The following is a 15,047-nucleotide window of genomic DNA, read 5'->3' as shown; positions in this document are numbered from 1 at the left end:
CGCAACGCTTCCGCCGGGCATCGCGGCCCTGCCGTTCAACGGGACCAGAATTTCGACCCATGGATATCGGCTATCTCCTCAAGCTGATGACGGAGAAGAACGCCTCCGACATGTTCTTCACCACCGGCGCCCCGGTGTACATCAAGGTCGAGGGCAAGCTGCAGCCGCTGGGAAGTACGGTCCTGCCTCCGGGCACGACCAAGAAGGTGGCCTACTCGCTGATGGGCGAGGGCCAGGCGCCGCAGTTCGAGCGCGACCTGGAACTGAACATCTCCTATTCCCAGCCGGGCATCGGGCGCTTCCGCATCAACGTGTTCAAGCAGCGCGGCGAGGTGGCGATGGTGGTGCGCGCGATCCGCGCCGTGATCCCCAGCATCGAGGACCTGCAGCTGCCGCAGGTGCTCAAGCAGATCATCATGGCCCCGCGCGGGCTGGTGCTGATCGTCGGCTCCACCGGCTCGGGCAAGTCGACCACGCTGGCCTCGATGATCGACTACCGCAACAGCAACACCGCCGGGCACATCCTCACCATCGAGGATCCGATCGAGTACCTGCACCAGCACAAGCAGTCGATCGTGAACCAGCGCGAGGTCGGCATGGACACCCACGCCTTCCACTACGCGCTGAAGAACGCCATGCGCGAGGCGCCGGACGTGATCCTGATCGGCGAGATCCTCGACGCGGCGACCATGGAGGCGGCGATCGCCTTCGCCGAGACCGGCCACATCTGCCTGGCCACGCTGCACTCCAACAACGCCGACCAGACCATCGAGCGCATCCTCAACTTCTTCCCCGAGGCCGCGCACGGCAACGTGCTGATGAACCTGGCGCTGAACCTGCGCGCGGTGGTGTCGCAGCGCCTGGTGCTGGGCCTGGACGGCCGCCGCCTGCCGGCGACCGAGGTGCTGATCAACACGCCGCTGATCCGCGACCTGCTGCGCCGCGGCCAGGTGCACGAGATCAAGCAGGCGATGGAGGAATCGCTGGAAGCGGGCATGGAGTCGTTCGACCAGTGCCTGTTCCGCCTGTACAAGGACGGCCGCATCGACCGCGAGGAGGCGCTCAAGGCCGCCGATTCGCGCGACGGCCTGGCGCTGAAGTTCCGTTTCTCGGAAGGCAGCGTCGGCGAGCACGATCCCTACGCGGACGTGTTCGAGAGCGCGCAGCACCACTAGGCGCGTCGCCGCGCGCCGGAGGCGGCCTCAGGGCTGCGGCGCGTCCGCCTGGCGCTCGGGACGGGCCGCGTCGAAGGCCGGCAGGGCCAGGCAGGCGCGCTCGATGGCAAGGATGGTCGGATACGGCGCCAGGTCCACGCCGAAGCGGCGCGCGTTGTAGACCTGCGGCACCAGGCAGCAGTCGGCCAGCCCCGGTGCGTGCCCGGCGCAGAACTCGGCCGTGGACGGGTTGTCCTGCAGCAGCGCCTCGAAGGCGGCGAAGCCGTCGGCGATCCAGTGCTTCACCCACTCGTCGCGCTCGGGCTGCGGCACGCGCCATTCGCGCTCGAAATACTGCAGCACGCGCAGGTTGTTGAGCGGGTGGATGTCGCAGGCCACCAGCTGCGCCAGCGCGCGCACGCGCTGGCGCTCGCGCGCGGTCGGCGGCAGCAGGGCCGGCTGCGGCCAGACCTCGTCCAGGTATTCGAGGATCGCCAGCGACTGCCGCAGCATGCGCTGGCCGTGCTGCAGCACCGGCACCGCGCGCTGCGGATTGACCGCGGCGTACTCCGGGCGGTGCTGGTCGCCGCCGTCGCGCACCAGGTGCACGGGCACGAGGTCGTACGCCAGGCCCTTGAGGTTGAGGCCGATGCGCACGCGATAGGCGGCGCTCGAACGCCAGTAGGAGTGCAGCAGCAGCGGCTGGTCGCTCACGGCGCGGCTTGCCGCTCGATGCGCTGCTCGATGGCGCCGAAGATCGACCGGCCGTCGCGATCGAGCATCTCGATCCGCACCAGATCGCCGAAGGACATGAACGGCGTCACCGGCTTGCCGGTCTCCAGCGTTTCCACGGTGCGCTTCTCGGCGAAGCAGGACGCGCCCTTGGACGTGTCCTCGTTGGCGATGGTGCCGGAGCCGACGATGGTGCCGGCCGAGAGCGGCCGCGTCTTGGCCGCGTGCGCGACGAGCTGGGCGAAATCGAACTGCATGTCCACGCCGGCCTCCGGCGCGCCGAACCAGGCGCCGTTGATGTGGGTGAGCAGCGGCAGGTGCACCTTGCTGCCGCGCCAGGCCTCGCCGAGCTCGTCCGGGGTGACGAACACCGGGCTCAGCGCCGAACGCGGCTTGGACTGCAGGAAGCCGAAGCCCTTGGCCAGCTCCGGCGGGATCAGGTTGCGCAGCGAGACGTCGTTGACCAGGCCGATCAGCTGGATGTGCTCGGCCGCCTGGGCCGCGCTCGCGGCCATCGGCACGTCGTCGGTGACCACCACGATCTCGGCTTCCAGGTCGATGCCATAGGCCTCGTCGACCACCTTGACCGCATCGCGCGGGCCGTAGAAGCCGGCGCTCACGGCCTGGTACATCAGCGGATCGGTGTAGAAGCTTTCCGGCACCTCGGCGCCGCGGGCGCGGCGCACGCGCTCCACGTGCGGCAGGTAGGCGCTGCCGTCGACGAACTCATAGGCGCGCGGCAGCGGCGCCGCCAGCTGCACCATGTCCAGGTCGAAGGCGCCGTCGGCGGCGTCGGCGTTGAGCGCATCGGACAGGGCGGCCAGGCGCGGGGCCAGGTTCGACCAGTCCTCCAGCGCGCGCTGCAGGGTCGGGGCGATGCCGGTGGCGCGCACGGCACGCGACAGGTCGCGGGAGACCACGATCAGGGTGCCGTCGCGGCCCCCCTCCTTCAGGGATCCAAGCTTCACCGCGCCTCCTCGGGCTGCGATCGGGAATATTGTTTCAATTGTAACTTTTACCGCGGCATCAAGACACCGCCGCTTCATCCCTGATCCGTGCTCCGCCTTTCATGGCCCGGCTCTGCCCCCCCGCTAGCCCGGGTCCGGCCGGGCGTCCGCTAGGTCTGCGCATCCTCGCCCTGGAAGGCCCCGGAGCGATAGGTCAGGACCAGCGTGTCCCGATGGCCGGTGGCATCCAGCGGTTGGATCGGCGTGGACTCGTGGATCATGCGGGTGTCGTCGAGCAGCAGCACCGACCAGGGCGCGTCCAGGGTGAAGCGCTGGCCATTGGGGCCGTTGGCCTCGAACACCCTCGTCTCGCCGCCCTTGATGCCGTGGCGGCCGACGATGAACACGGCGACGAAGTCGACGCCGTCGCGGTGCGCGCCCTCGGGCGTGGGCCGGCCGATGCCGTCGCTGGTGTCGATGCGGAACTGGTGCGCCTCCACGTACCAGGGCTGCGCCGGGCGCACCGCCGAGAAGCGCTCGCCCAGCGCCCCCAGCAGGCGCACCCAGACCGGCCGCCCGGCGATGTCGGGACGGATGGGCTCGAACCAGCGTTCCATGCCGCCGTGCAGGGCGTTGTAGTCGAGCGACTGCCAGTGGGCGCGGTGCGGCGCCTGCGCGATGCGCGGGCCATCAACGACGAAGCAGGAATGGCGCCGGCGCCGGTAGCGGCCGCCGTCGCGCAGGTATTCGTCCGGCGGCAGGTCGTCCCAGCTCGGGGTCAGCGCCTCCAGCTCCGCCAGCGGCCCGCCGCACAGCTCGGCGACGCTCTCGGGCGTGAGCACCGCGTAGCCGCGCTCGCGCAGCGCCGTCAGCGCGGCTTCCAGGGGCGTGAAGGGGGCGGAAAAGGTGGCGACCATGCGGCGATCTTCGCGAGCGGGGATGTGGCGCCGCGCGAACGGCGGGGTCCGCGCGGGAACACATTATCCGCGCAATGTCCCTCGCCATGACAGCAACAACGACGAGGGCCCGACGTGCGGGCCCTCGCATCGCGCATCGACCGGGGGGTCAGGCGATGTATTCCCGATCCACCAGCTCGCCCGACACGCCGCCGTTGACGTCGGACAGCGGGCAGACCCGGTTGCCGGCGTAGCGGTCGATCCACTGCGTGCCGTCCTCGGCCTGGTAATAGCAGTACGTGGTGCCCGCGCTCGCGGAGGCGCTGCCGGCCGTTCCCATCGCCAGCGCCAACGCGACCACGCCCAGTCCCACGAACTTGTACGTTCCGATTTTCATGCGATCCACTCCGGTCTTGAGGATTAAGGGGATGACTGCACTCGACGATCCGTCGATTGCACCGCCTGGCCACCGTCGTGGTCGGTACCGGAGCGCGATCCCTGCACCTTCCGCGTTCAGGTCGCCTGAACCGGACAAGGCCGCAATGCACGTGCGGGCGGCAACTTAGCGCAGGCGCCACCGGTCGCGCCCGCCGCGCTGCAGCATGCCCGCGGAATCCCGCGCAGCGGCGCCCGGACGTACGATTCCGCCGGTTCGGACGACGCTCGATGCGCGTCCGGGCACCTTGCCGGCAGCCCACCGCCCTCAAGGAACCGTCCGTGCCCCGTCCGCTCCCGATCCGCGACCTCCCGATCCGCGACCTCGGTCGCAAGGCCGCCTCCCTGCTGGCCGCGCTCGCCTGCGCGGCGCTGGCCGCCTACGCCTTCGCCTATCTGTCCGGCGCGTATCGGCCGGACAATCTCTTCGACGTCCAGTTCGCGCTGTCCGGCCTCGACGTGCCGGGGCACCTGTTCGGCGCGGGGCTGGCGCTGCTGCTGGTGCCGCTGCAATCCAGCGCCTGGATCCGGCGGCGCTGGCCGCGCCTGCACCGGCTGGGCGGCTGGCTGTCCGCCGGCGCGATCCTGATCGGCGGCCTGTCGGGCCTGTCGCTGGCGCGGCATGCGCAGGGCGGCGCCGCCAGCGGCGCGGGCTTCGCGCTGCTCGCCCTGGTCTGGATCGCGGTCACCGCCGTCGGCATCGGCTACGCCGTCGCCGGCGACGCCACGCGGCACCGGCGCTGGATGTGGCGCAGCATCGCGCTGACCGCCTCGGCGCTGACGCTGCGGATCATCCTCGGCGTGGGCACCGGCCCGCTGCGCATGGACTTCCCGCCGGTCTACGTGTTCGCCGCGTGGTCGTGCTGGACGTTCAATCTGGCGGTGTGCGAGACGCTGCTGCGGTGGCGGCGGAGCGCGCCTGCGGCCGCTGCGCGCCCGGGACCCGACCCTGCCGATACGCGCTCGGCGTCTGGCCGAGCTGGCGCTTGAACGCGGCGTTGAAGGTCGACTTGGAGGTGAAGCCGCAGGCGTAGGCGATCTCGAGGATGCTGCGCGCATCGCTCGCATCGGCCAGGTGCGCGCTCGCCGCCTCGATCCGCTGTCGGTTGATGTAATCCCAGAAGTGGCCGTCGAAGCGGCGGTTGATCACCGCCGAGACTAGGTATTCGGGGTAGCCGCTGCGCCTGGCGAGCTGGCCGATGGTCAGGGCCGGCTCGCGGTCGCGCAGGCGCGTCCGGTAGCGCCGCGCGCGCAGCAGCGCGGCGACCACGTACGACACGCCGAAACCGAACAGCAGCACGTCGAGCCAGGGCGACTGCGGCCAGCCATGGCCGGCGATCAGCCGCGCGTAGAGCGCCTGCGACTGCGCGCGGTCGTACAGGAACACGTCCGCGTTCGCCGCCAATGCCAGGGCGAAACCGCCCAGGTGCGCCGCATCGCGCCGGCGCAGGCCGCGCCCTCCTCTCCGTGAGCGGGCGGGGAATGCGAGCGAGGACGAGGGCCGGAAACGAAAAAACCCGCGCGAGGCGGGTTTTTCGTCTTGCCTTGTACCGGGAAGCCCGGCTCGCCGCGATGCGCGAGCCGGATCCCGCTTGGATGGCAGCCCCGGATGGATTCGAACCACCGAATGCCTGAGTCAGAGTCAGGTGCCTTACCGCTTGGCGACGGGGCTATAGGACCGATTGTAACGCCGCTGCGAGCGCAGCGGCGCATTCCACGATTAACGCTTGGAGAACTGCGTGGCGCGGCGTGCCTTGTGCAGGCCGACCTTCTTGCGCTCGACCTCGCGGGCGTCGCGGGTCATGAAGCCGGCCTTGCGCAGCTCCGACTTCAGCGTTTCGTCGTACTCGACCAGCGCGCGGGCGATGCCCAGGCGGATCGCACCGGCCTGGCCGGTGGTGCCGCCGCCGGTGGCGGTGACGACGATGTCGAAGTTGTCGGTGTTCTTGGTGAGCTCCAGCGGCTGGCGCACGATCATGCGCGCGGTCTCGCGGCCGAAGAACTCGTCCAGCGGACGGCCGTTGACGCTGATGTTGCCGGTGCCGCGGCGCAGGAACACGCGGGCGGTGGAGGATTTGCGACGGCCGGTGCCGTAGTTCTGAGTGATGGCCATGGTTTTGCTCTTGTGAAAAGTCCGCACAAGGATGTGCGGGCTCTTGCGAAAGGACTCGCGTTAAATATCCAGGACTTGCGGCTGCTGGGCGGCGTGCGGGTGCTCGGAGCCCTTGTAGACCTTGAGCTTGCGGTACATGGCGCGGCCGAGCGGATTCTTCGGCAGCATGCCCTTCACGGCGATCTCGATGACGCGCTCGGGGTGGCGCTCCAGCGCCTGGGCCAGCGTCTCAGTCTTGAGGTTGCCGATGTAGCCGGTGAAGCGGTGGTACTGCTTGTCGGCCAGCTTGTTGCCGGTGACGGCGATCTTCTCGGCGTTGATCACCACCAGGTAATCGCCGGTATCGACGTGCGGAGTGTAGACGGGCTTGTGCTTGCCGCGCAGACGGCGGGCGAGCTCGGAGCTGAGGCGACCCAGCGTCTTGCCGGTGGCGTCGACGAGGTACCAGTCGCGCTGGACGGTCTCGGACTTGGCGGTAAAGGTTTTCATGACGAAGTTCTGGATTCTCGGTGTCTGGTCGGGCGGATTCCGTCGGGCCCGGCCCGGGGAACTTTGCCTCGCGTTGTGAATGCGAAACGCAAGAGGCGAAATGATACAGGCCGCCCGGGGCCGCCGCAAGCCGCCCCCTTCCGCTCCGCGCCGCGTCCCGGCATCCCCCTGGCCGCGACCCCGCCCAGGGGTGAGAATGGGGCGTCGGCTGCTCCGCCAGGCCCGGGCTCCCCGCCCTCCGCGCCGCGCAGCGTCCCTCCCCCTCCGCCGACGGACCGCCCATGGCCACTTCCCGCCCCCACGACACCCCGATCGACCGCTTCCTCACCGATACCCAGCGCGCGCTGGAGACCGTCTTCGGCCGCCCGCCCGCCGCCCGTCCCAACCCGGGGCGCGGCACTCCGGACGTCGAGCTGGACGGCGCCGAGCGCCGCCATGCCGCCGGGCTGATGCGCATCAACCACGTCGGCGAGGTCTGCGCCCAGGCGCTGTACGTCGGCCAGGCCAGCGTCGCCCGCGACCCGGCCACGCGCGAGCACCTGCTCGAAGCCGCCCAGGAGGAGACCGATCATCTGGCCTGGTGCGCCGATCGTCTGAAAGAGCTCGATAGCCGCCCGAGCCTGTTCAACCCGCTCTGGTACGCCGGCAGCTATGCCATCGGCGTGCTGGCCGGGCTGCGCGGGGACGGCTGGAACCTCGGTTTCGTGGTGGAGACCGAGCGCCAGGTCGAGGCGCACCTGGACGAGCACCTGCAGATCCTGCCCGAGGCCGACCTGCGCAGCCGCGTGATCCTGTCGACCATGAAGGAGGACGAGGCGCGCCACGCCGACAACGCCGAGCAGGCCGGCGCGCGCGTGCTGCCGCCGCCGATCCCGTCGATCATGGCGGCGGCCTCGAAGTTCATGAAGACGGTGGCCTACCGCCTGTAACGGGCATGCGGAGAGCGCGAGGCCTCGCGCTTCTCCGCACGCCGTGCCGCGCTATTCCACCAGGTTGCGGCCGTGGAACAGCTCTTCGATCTCGCGCTTGAGCAGCGCCTCGATCTTCATGCGGTCCTTGAACGAGAGGTTCTTGGCCTTCTCCTCGAACAGGTACTGGTCGAGGTCGAAATCCTTCAGGTGCATCTTCGTGTGGAAGATGTTTTCCTGGTAGACGTTGACGTCGAACATCTCGTAGCGCGAGCGGATGTTCTTGGCCAGGAAGTCCTGGATCGAGTTGATCTTGTGGTCGATGTAGTGCTTCTTGCCGCGGATGTCGCGGGTGAAGCCGCGCACCCGGTAGTCCATGATGACGATGTCGGACTCCAGGCTCTCGATCAGGTAGTTCAACGCCTTCAGCGGCGAGATCACGCCGCAGGTGGCGACGTCGATGTCGGCGCGGAAGGTGGCGATGCCGTGCTGGGGATGCGTCTCGGGATAGGTGTGCACGGTGATGTGCGACTTGTCCATGTGCGCGAGCACCGCTTCCGGGATCACGCCCTTGGCGGCCGCCTTCTCGATCACCGGCTGTTCGCTGATCAGGATCGTCACCGAGGCGCCCTGCGGGTCGTAGTCCTGGCGAGCGATGTTCAGGATGTTGGCGCCGATGATTTCCGCGACGTCGGTCAATATCTGTGTGAGACGGTCGGCGTCGTATTGTTCATCGATATATTCGATGTATCGCTGGCGCTCGTCTTCGGAGACGGCGTAGCAGACGTCGTAGATGTTGAAGCTCAACGCCTTGGTGAGGTTGTTGAAGCCTTGCAGCTTCAGGCGCGGCAGCGGTTTGACCACGGCGGTCGTCCCCTTGGGGAAGTCGGGCGAAACGCGAATTATGCGCCAAAGGTTTGGCAGTCGCGAGACTGACTGATTGCCGGATGAACGGAGAGGGCCTACTCTTGGCGGCATCCTCGGTTCTGACCGCTATGACCTCATCCTCCGTGGCCCTGATCACTCCTCTCCGTCGCCCTTCGAATCCGCTGGCCCCGTCCAGCTCCACGATCGAGCGATTCCTCGCTCATTGCCACCGCCGCCGCTACCCGCCCCGGACCGACGTGTTCCGCCCGGGCGACCCGGCCGGCACCCTCTATTACGTGGTCAGTGGCTCGGTGAGCATCATCACCGAGGAAGACGACGGCCGCGAGCTGGTGCTGGGCTACTTCGGCGCCGGGGAGTTCGTCGGCGAGATGGGGCTGTTCATCGAGTCCGACGTGCGCGAGGTGATCCTGCGCACCCGCACCCAGTGCGAGCTGGCCGAGATCAGCTACGAGCGCCTGTACCAGCTGTTCGAGGGCTCCTTGAACGGCGACGCCACCCAGATCGTCTATGCCATCGGCGCCCAGCTCTCGCGCCGCCTGCTGGACACCAGCCGCAAGGCCGGCCGCCTGGCTTTCCTGGACGTGACCGACCGGATCGTGCGCACCCTGCACGACCTGACCCGCGAGCCGGAGGCGATGAGCCATCCGCAGGGCACCCAGCTGCGCGTCTCGCGGCAGGAGCTGGCGCGCCTGGTCGGCTGCTCGCGGGAGATGGCCGGACGCGTGCTCAAGAAACTCCAGGCCGACGGCGTGCTGCACGCCCGCGGCAAGACCATCGTGCTGTACGGCACCCGCTGACCGCCCGCCGATGGGGGCTCCCTTCGCGCCGCGCGGGCCGCTGCCGGACGCCGATCTGCGCAGCGCCTCCCTGATCGACGCCGACGACGTCGCCGCCCTGCTCTCGGAGATGGGCTACCCCTGCGAGGCGCCCGACGCCGCCCAGCGCATCGCCACCATCATCGACAACGACCGCCAGGCGCTGGTGGTGGCGCGCTGCGACGGCGTGGTGCGCGGGCTGATCGCCCTGGATTTCATGTACTACCTGCCGCTGGACACCACCACCTGCCGCATCACCGCCCTGGTGGTCAGCGCCGAGGCGCAGGGGCGTGGCCTGGGCCGCCAGCTGCTGCGCGAGGCCGAGCGCCGCGCCCGCATCGCCGGCGCCGCGCGTCTGGAGCTGACCAGCGGCTCGCAGCGCCTGGACGCGCACGAGTTCTACAAGGCCTGCGGCTACAGCGACGGCACGCTGCGCTTCATCAAGCGGCTGGGCGCCGCCTAGCCCGCTCGCCGACCGTCGCGGCGCGCTCGCGATAGATCGTGCTCGCGGTAGATCATGTAGACGTCGGCGCGCTGGTAGTGCGAGCCGGGCTTCACCCCGGGCTGCAGCTCGAAGCCGACCGTCTCGTACAGCCGCAGCGCCGGGCGCAGGGCGCTGTGGGATTCCAGGAACAGTGTGTGTCCGCCCAGCCGCTTGTACTCGGCGATCATGCCGTCCATCAGCCTGCGGCCGATCCCCAGGCCGCGGTGGCGCTCGGTCACCGCCATCTTGGTCAGCTCGTACACGCCCGGCGCCTCCTGCAGCAGGGCGCAGGTGCCGACCACCTCGTCCCCGAGCAAGGCGAACAGGATCGTTCCGCCGGGGCCGAGGATGTGCTGCTCCGGCTCCGAAAGCACCGCGTGGTCGATCGGCTCGATGCGGTAGTACTTGCTCAGCCACTCGGCGTTGAGCCGATAGAAATGCTCGCGCAGCGCCGGCGCGAACGGCACGACCCGCACCTGCGCGCCGGCCTGGCTGCGGCAGCGCGCCAGCACGTCCGCCGCCAGGGGGCGCTCGGCCAGGTTCTCCTCGAGCGCCGCCAGCGCATGCATCAGGCCGCCGCCCTGCGCGGCCAGGCGCTGCTCCATCTCGGCGCGGATCGCCTGCCAGGCCGGCTGCGCCGCCTTCACCGCCGCCTCGGCCTGCGCGGTAAGGGCGAGCGTGCGCCGGCGCCGGTCGCGGGCATCGCCCATGGCCTCGAGCCAGCCGCCGGCGGTCAGCTTGGCGGCGAGCTGGCTGACCGCCGAGTGCGTCTGGCCGATGCGCTCGGCGATCTCGGTCACCGACAGCGGCCCCTGCGCGTGCAGCAGGTGCACCAGCGGGAACCAGCGCGCCTGCAGGCCGATGCCCAGCTCGCGGTAGATCGCGTCGGCGATGTCGTAGAACCGGTCGCTCAGGGCCTTGAAGCGGCTGCCCAAGGCGAGGACGCCCTGCTCTGCGAGGAAGGTCATGGGAGTTTTATCCAGTATTTACGTAAGTACTAACTTACATCCCCGGATGACGGCTGTCGAGTCCGCTATCGTGATCGGGGCTTACGGATTGCCGGCTTCCTAAGCTGGGCCTGATCGAGTCGCCACCCATGGCGGTGCGGCAATGGCACCGGAACGTCCGGCCCGGCCATCCATGGCCGGGCGCTCGGGGCCGCAGCGAAGGCCTTGTGGGCCTTCGCTAGCTTGCGGCCCCTCGCCCACTTCGGCCGGGGCAGCCCCAGTTGAGGATCGGCGTGCCCGGCGGCAACACGCGGCGGAAAGCCTCCACCGCGCCCGCCTTCGGGTTCACCACCACCGGGGCGCGCGCGGCCTTGAGCAGCGGCAGGTCGGCGCGGCTGTCGGAATAGGCGGTGGCGATCTGCGCCGTGTAGCCCGCCTCGCGGATCATCCGCATCTTTTCCTCGGCATGGCAGTGGCGCAGCGCGCCCAGGCCGCCCAGGCGCGGGCCAACCACGGTGCCGATCACCGGCACGTCCTCGTGCGCGACGAAACCGAGGATGGCGCGCGCCAGCCGCGGCGGCGCGCCGGTGGCGATGAGCACGTTGTCGCCGCGCTGGCGGTGCCCGTGCAGCACTTCCAGCGCCACCGGCAGCAGGCGCCGCTGGATCTCGCCGGCGTGGGCGGCGACGTAGGCGTCGATCAGCGCATCCAGGTCGCGGCGGCGATGCAGGCCGACGGTGCCGATCCAGACATAGGCCGAGACGGCATGGCGCCGCGTCGGCAGATAGGCCAGCAGCGGCCCCAGCAGCGGCGTGAGCAGCAGCGCCAGCGCCGTGCGCCACAGCCGGCGACGGATCAGCCAGGCGAACAGGTGGCCGCCGGAATCGCCGTTGTAGAGGGTATGGTCGAAATCGAACACCACCAGCGGCGCATCGCGCGCCTCGGGCGGCGGCACGCCTTCGACCTGCGGCGGGATCGGGGATGCGGCTTCGGCGGCGACAGCCGGGTCGGTGCCGGCCCCGGCAGGACGCGCTTCGGCGACGCCGGCATCCGCATGCGCCATCCCGGAAACCGCCTCGGCGGCGACGGCGGCGGCGATCGACGTGCCCGCCGCCGTGCCCGCGGTCGCGTCCTCCGCCACTTCGCGCTCCGGCGTGCCCTGGAAAAACAGCCGGCGCAGCGCGGCGCCCGGATCGGGCTCGCGCATGAAGGTCTCGCCGACCAGGAAGGCGTCGATGCCGGCATCGCGCATGCGGCGCACGTCCTCCGGCACCAGGATGCCGCTCTCGGTGACCAGGTGCCGGTCCCTGGGCACCGCATCGCGCAGCGCCAGCGTCACGTCCAGCGACACCTCGAAGGTGCGCAGGTTGCGGTTGTTGATGCCCAGCAGCGGTGCCGGCACCTGCAGCGCGCGCTCCAGCTCGTTGAGGTCGTGCACCTCCACCAGCACGTCCATGCCCAGTTCCAGCGCCTGTTCCGACAGGCGCGCCATGCGCTCGTCCTCGAGCGCGGCGACGATCAGCAGGATGCAGTCGGCGCCGAGCGCGCGCGCCTCCACCACCTGGTAGGGATCGACGGTGAAATCCTTGCGCAGCACCGGCAGCGCGCAGGCCGCGCGCGCCTGCTGCAGGTAGGCGTCGGCGCCCTGGAAGAAATCGACGTCGGTCAGCACCGACAGGCAGGCCGCGCCGCCGGCCTCGTAGCTGCGCGCGATGGCCGTCGGGTCGAAGTCCGGACGGATCACGCCCTTGGACGGGCTCGCCTTCTTCACCTCGGCGATCACCGCCGGCAGGCCGGCGGCGATCTTCGCCCCGACCGCCCTGGCGAAGCCGCGCGCAGGCGCGGCATCGCGCGCGCGCGCCTGCAGCTCGCGCAGCGGCACGCGCGCCGAACGCTCGGCGATCTCTTCGGTCTTGCGCTGCAGGATCTTCCGCAGCACGTCGGGCTTCGGGGAGGAGGACATCGGGAACAACACCTATCGCGATTGCGGCGGGCGCGCGTCGGCGCCGCGCCCTGTGAGCGGCCTCAAAATACCATGCGCCCCGTCAGGCCGGCGCCTGCTCGGCCAGCTCGCGCGTGAGCGCCACGAACGCTTCGAGCTTGGCCATCGCCGCGCCCGAGGCGATCGTCTCGCGCGCGCGGGCGATGCCCTCGGCGATCGAATCCGCCGTGCCCGCCGCGTACAGCGCCGCGCCGGCGTTGAGCGCGACGATCTCCAGCGGCAGGCCGGGCGTGTTGCCGAGCGCCTGCAGCAGCATCGCCTTGGAGTCGTCGGCGTTCTCCACCCGCAGGTTGCGGCTGGCGGCCATGCGGATGCCGAAATCCTCCGGATGCACCTCGTACTCGCGCACCACGCCCTCGCGCAGCTCGCCCACCAGCGAGGCCGCGCCCAGCGACAGCTCGTCCATGCCGTCGCGGCCCCACACCACCACCGCGCGCTGCGCGCCGAGCGCCTGCAGCACGCGCACCTGGATGCCGACGAGATCGGGGTGGAACACGCCCATCAGGATGCTCGGCGCCCCGGCCGGGTTGGTCAGCGGACCGAGGATGTTGAACAGCGTGCGCACGCCCATTTCCTTGCGCACCGGCGCCACCACCTTCATCGCCGGATGGTGGATCGGCGCGAACATGAAGCCGATGCCGCAGCGCTCGATGCACTGCGCCACCTGCGCGGGCTGCAGTTCGATCCTGGCGCCCAGCGCCTCCAGCACGTCGGCGCTGCCGGACTTGGACGACACGCTGCGGTTGCCGTGCTTGGCCACGCGCGCGCCGGCGGCGGCGACCACGAAGATCGAGGCGGTGGAGATGTTGAAGGTATGCGCGCCGTCGCCGCCGGTGCCGACGATGTCGACCAGCCGGCTGCGGTCGGCCACTTCCACCGGGCGCGCGAACTCGCGCAGCACCGTGGCCGCGGCGGCGATCTCGTCGATGGTCTCCTTCTTCACGCGCAGGCCGGTGAGGATCGCGGCGGTCATCGTCGGCGATACCTCGCCGCGCATGATCTGCCGCATCAGCTCGACCATCTCGTCGAAGAAGATCTCGCGGTGCTCGATGGTGCGCTGCAGGGCTTCCTGGGGCGTGAGCGGCATCTGCCTCATGCCTCCAGGAAGTTCTTCAGCAGCGCATGGCCGTGCTCGGTGAGGATCGACTCGGGATGGAACTGCACGCCCTGCACCGGATGCTCGCGGTGGCGCAGGCCCATGACCTCCTCCATCGAGCCGTCGTCGTGATCGGTCCAGGCGGTGACTTCCAGGCAATCAGGCAGCGCGTCCTTGTCCACCACCAGCGAGTGGTAGCGCGTGGCCTCGTAGCCGTCCGGCAGGCCGGCGAACACGCCCTTGCCCTCGTGGCGGATACGCGAGGTCTTGCCGTGCATGATGCGGCCGGCGCGGATCACCTGGCCGCCGTAGGCCTGGCCCAGGCTCTGGTGGCCGAGGCAGACGCCCAGGATCGGCACCCGCGCGCCGAGCTCGCGGATCGTCTCCAGCGACACCCCCGCCTCGTTCGGCGTGCACGGGCCGGGCGAGATCACGATCCGCTCGGGCTGCAGCGCGGCGATCTGCGATACCGACAACTCATCGTTGCGCACCACCTTCACCTCGGCACCCAAGGTCTGCAGGTACTGCACGAGGTTGTAGGTGAAGCTGTCGTAGTTGTCGATCATCAGCAGCATAAATCGCCTGTTTCGTTGGGCTTGAAGGGCGATTTACGATTCGCACCGACTCGGTGCCCGGCCCATCCTCCATCGGAGGCGCGCGCAGCGGGCGCGCGGGGCGAGAGACGCGTTCCATTGTGCGGTGGCCTCCGCGCTGCGGCAAGGCGGCACGCGCTGGAACTCCACCGCCGCGCTGCGCGCAGCTCCGGCCTCGGGCGTCCTAGCCGAGATAGCGCGAGGCGGCCATGCACACCACGGTCAAGGCGAGCAGTCCGGCCGCCACGCGCTGCGACAGCGCCGGCTTCGCGCGCAGGCCGATCTGCACGGCGGCGGCGGCGAGCGCGGCGAGCATGCCCAGCGCCAGCGCCTGCTCGCTCGGCGCGAAACGCCCGGCATGGACGATGCCCCACAAGGCCAGGCCGGTCAGCAGCGCCATCGCCGCCGCGCCCATCTGCGGCCACAGCAGCGCGGAGGCGCCGCTGCCGCCGCTGCGCGCGAGCGTGAAGGTCGAGCCGGCCCAGAACACGCCGGCCAGCACGTGCAGGCAGAGCAGCAGGATGATCAGCGTGTGCATGAAGGCCTCC

Annotated in this window: 18 protein-coding genes, 1 tRNA gene and 1 pseudogene; 5 read left to right on the top strand and 15 right to left on the bottom strand. The window is 70.1% G+C overall.

What is annotated here, in order from left to right:
- The first annotated feature begins 59 nt into the window (after positions 1 to 59).
- Positions 60 to 1,175 (top strand): PilT/PilU family type 4a pilus ATPase, encoded by a 1,116-nt coding sequence (locus MD221_RS07685; RefSeq protein ID WP_242109578.1) that lies wholly within the window; start codon positions 60 to 62, stop codon positions 1,173 to 1,175.
- 27 nt (positions 1,176 to 1,202) lie between these two features.
- On the opposite strand, the gene maiA is transcribed toward MD221_RS07685, so the two are convergent.
- From maiA to MD221_RS07665, 4 genes are all read right to left on the bottom strand, one after another.
- Positions 1,203 to 1,868, bottom strand: a complete 666-nt coding sequence (gene maiA, locus MD221_RS07680; protein ID WP_242109568.1) for a maleylacetoacetate isomerase — start codon at positions 1,866 to 1,868, stop codon at positions 1,203 to 1,205.
- Positions 1,865 to 2,854, bottom strand: a complete 990-nt coding sequence (locus MD221_RS07675; protein ID WP_242109558.1) for a fumarylacetoacetate hydrolase family protein — start codon at positions 2,852 to 2,854, stop codon at positions 1,865 to 1,867. Before MD221_RS07675 ends, maiA begins: the two co-directional genes overlap by 4 nt.
- Positions 2,855 to 3,003: 149 nt before the next feature.
- Positions 3,004 to 3,750: a 2OG-Fe dioxygenase family protein gene (locus tag MD221_RS07670; protein WP_242109543.1), complete on the bottom strand. Its 747-nt coding sequence runs from the start codon at positions 3,748 to 3,750 to the stop codon at positions 3,004 to 3,006.
- A gap of 148 nt (positions 3,751 to 3,898) precedes the next feature.
- Entirely contained in the window at positions 3,899 to 4,126 is a 228-nt protein-coding gene (locus tag MD221_RS07665; protein ID WP_242109534.1) for a hypothetical protein, read from the bottom strand.
- A gap of 320 nt (positions 4,127 to 4,446) precedes the next feature.
- Between MD221_RS07665 and MD221_RS07660 the strand changes: the two genes are divergently transcribed.
- Positions 4,447 to 5,154 carry a DUF2306 domain-containing protein gene (locus tag MD221_RS07660; protein WP_242109532.1) on the top strand — a complete coding sequence of 236 codons (708 nt, stop codon included), beginning with the start codon at positions 4,447 to 4,449 and terminating at the stop codon, positions 5,152 to 5,154.
- Here the strand turns inward: MD221_RS07660 and MD221_RS07655 are convergent.
- From MD221_RS07655 to rplM, 4 genes are all read right to left on the bottom strand, one after another.
- Complete coding sequence (locus MD221_RS07655) at positions 5,036 to 5,551, bottom strand: helix-turn-helix domain-containing protein (protein WP_242109530.1); 516 nt, start codon at positions 5,549 to 5,551, stop codon at positions 5,036 to 5,038. The genes MD221_RS07660 and MD221_RS07655 overlap by 119 nt on opposite strands.
- A gap of 210 nt (positions 5,552 to 5,761) precedes the next feature.
- Positions 5,762 to 5,836 (bottom strand) — tRNA-Gln (locus tag MD221_RS07650).
- Between the two features lie 48 nt (positions 5,837 to 5,884).
- Complete coding sequence (rpsI, locus tag MD221_RS07645; RefSeq protein WP_242109528.1) at positions 5,885 to 6,277, bottom strand: 30S ribosomal protein S9; 393 nt, start codon at positions 6,275 to 6,277, stop codon at positions 5,885 to 5,887.
- A gap of 60 nt (positions 6,278 to 6,337) precedes the next feature.
- A complete protein-coding gene (gene rplM, locus MD221_RS07640; RefSeq protein WP_242109519.1) occupies positions 6,338 to 6,766 on the bottom strand; it encodes a 50S ribosomal protein L13 in 429 nt (142 codons plus the stop codon).
- Positions 6,767 to 7,047: 281 nt separating this feature from the next.
- On the opposite strand from rplM, the gene coq7 reads away from it, so the two are divergent.
- A complete protein-coding gene (gene coq7 / locus MD221_RS07635) occupies positions 7,048 to 7,695 on the top strand; it encodes a 2-polyprenyl-3-methyl-6-methoxy-1,4-benzoquinone monooxygenase (protein ID WP_242109509.1) in 648 nt (215 codons plus the stop codon).
- Positions 7,696 to 7,746: 51 nt separating this feature from the next.
- On the opposite strand, the gene speD is transcribed toward coq7, so the two are convergent.
- Positions 7,747 to 8,538, bottom strand: coding sequence for an adenosylmethionine decarboxylase (speD, locus tag MD221_RS07630; protein ID WP_226467820.1), 792 nt, complete (start codon positions 8,536 to 8,538; stop codon positions 7,747 to 7,749).
- 131 nt (positions 8,539 to 8,669) lie between these two features.
- Between speD and crp the strand changes: the two genes are divergently transcribed.
- Together crp and MD221_RS07620 are read left to right on the top strand one after the other, a co-directional pair.
- The gene (crp, locus tag MD221_RS07625; RefSeq protein ID WP_242109500.1) at positions 8,670 to 9,359 is read left to right on the top strand and encodes a cAMP-activated global transcriptional regulator CRP; all 690 of its coding nucleotides are present in this window, start codon (positions 8,670 to 8,672) and stop codon (positions 9,357 to 9,359) included.
- Positions 9,360 to 9,369: 10 nt separating this feature from the next.
- The gene (locus tag MD221_RS07620; RefSeq protein WP_242109496.1) at positions 9,370 to 9,840 is read left to right on the top strand and encodes a GNAT family N-acetyltransferase; all 471 of its coding nucleotides are present in this window, start codon (positions 9,370 to 9,372) and stop codon (positions 9,838 to 9,840) included.
- Here MD221_RS07620 and MD221_RS07615 read toward each other — a convergent pair.
- From MD221_RS07615 to MD221_RS07590, 6 genes and pseudogenes are all read right to left on the bottom strand, one after another.
- Positions 9,837 to 10,829 carry a bifunctional helix-turn-helix transcriptional regulator/GNAT family N-acetyltransferase gene (locus MD221_RS07615; RefSeq protein ID WP_242109473.1) on the bottom strand — a complete coding sequence of 331 codons (993 nt, stop codon included), beginning with the start codon at positions 10,827 to 10,829 and terminating at the stop codon, positions 9,837 to 9,839. The genes MD221_RS07620 and MD221_RS07615 overlap by 4 nt on opposite strands.
- A gap of 217 nt (positions 10,830 to 11,046) precedes the next feature.
- Complete coding sequence (locus MD221_RS07610) at positions 11,047 to 11,871, bottom strand: haloacid dehalogenase-like hydrolase (RefSeq protein ID WP_242110664.1); 825 nt, start codon at positions 11,869 to 11,871, stop codon at positions 11,047 to 11,049.
- 99 nt (positions 11,872 to 11,970) lie between these two features.
- A pseudogene (trpC, locus tag MD221_RS07605) lies at positions 11,971 to 12,771 on the bottom strand (indole-3-glycerol phosphate synthase TrpC); the annotation flags it as partial.
- Between the two features lie 82 nt (positions 12,772 to 12,853).
- Positions 12,854 to 13,897, bottom strand: coding sequence for an anthranilate phosphoribosyltransferase (trpD, locus tag MD221_RS07600; protein WP_242110663.1), 1,044 nt, complete (start codon positions 13,895 to 13,897; stop codon positions 12,854 to 12,856).
- A 5-nt stretch (positions 13,898 to 13,902) separates the two neighbouring features.
- Complete coding sequence (locus MD221_RS07595) at positions 13,903 to 14,481, bottom strand: anthranilate synthase component II (RefSeq protein WP_242109472.1); 579 nt, start codon at positions 14,479 to 14,481, stop codon at positions 13,903 to 13,905.
- A gap of 202 nt (positions 14,482 to 14,683) precedes the next feature.
- Entirely contained in the window at positions 14,684 to 15,037 is a 354-nt protein-coding gene (locus MD221_RS07590) for a hypothetical protein (RefSeq protein ID WP_242109470.1), read from the bottom strand.
- Between the last annotated feature and the right edge of the window lie 10 nt (positions 15,038 to 15,047).

Source organism: Luteimonas aquatica (assembly GCF_022662575.1).
In the GTDB taxonomy this organism is placed as follows: Bacteria; Pseudomonadota; Gammaproteobacteria; order Xanthomonadales; family Xanthomonadaceae; genus Luteimonas; species Luteimonas aquatica.
This window is presented reverse-complemented; position numbering and strand designations above follow the sequence as displayed.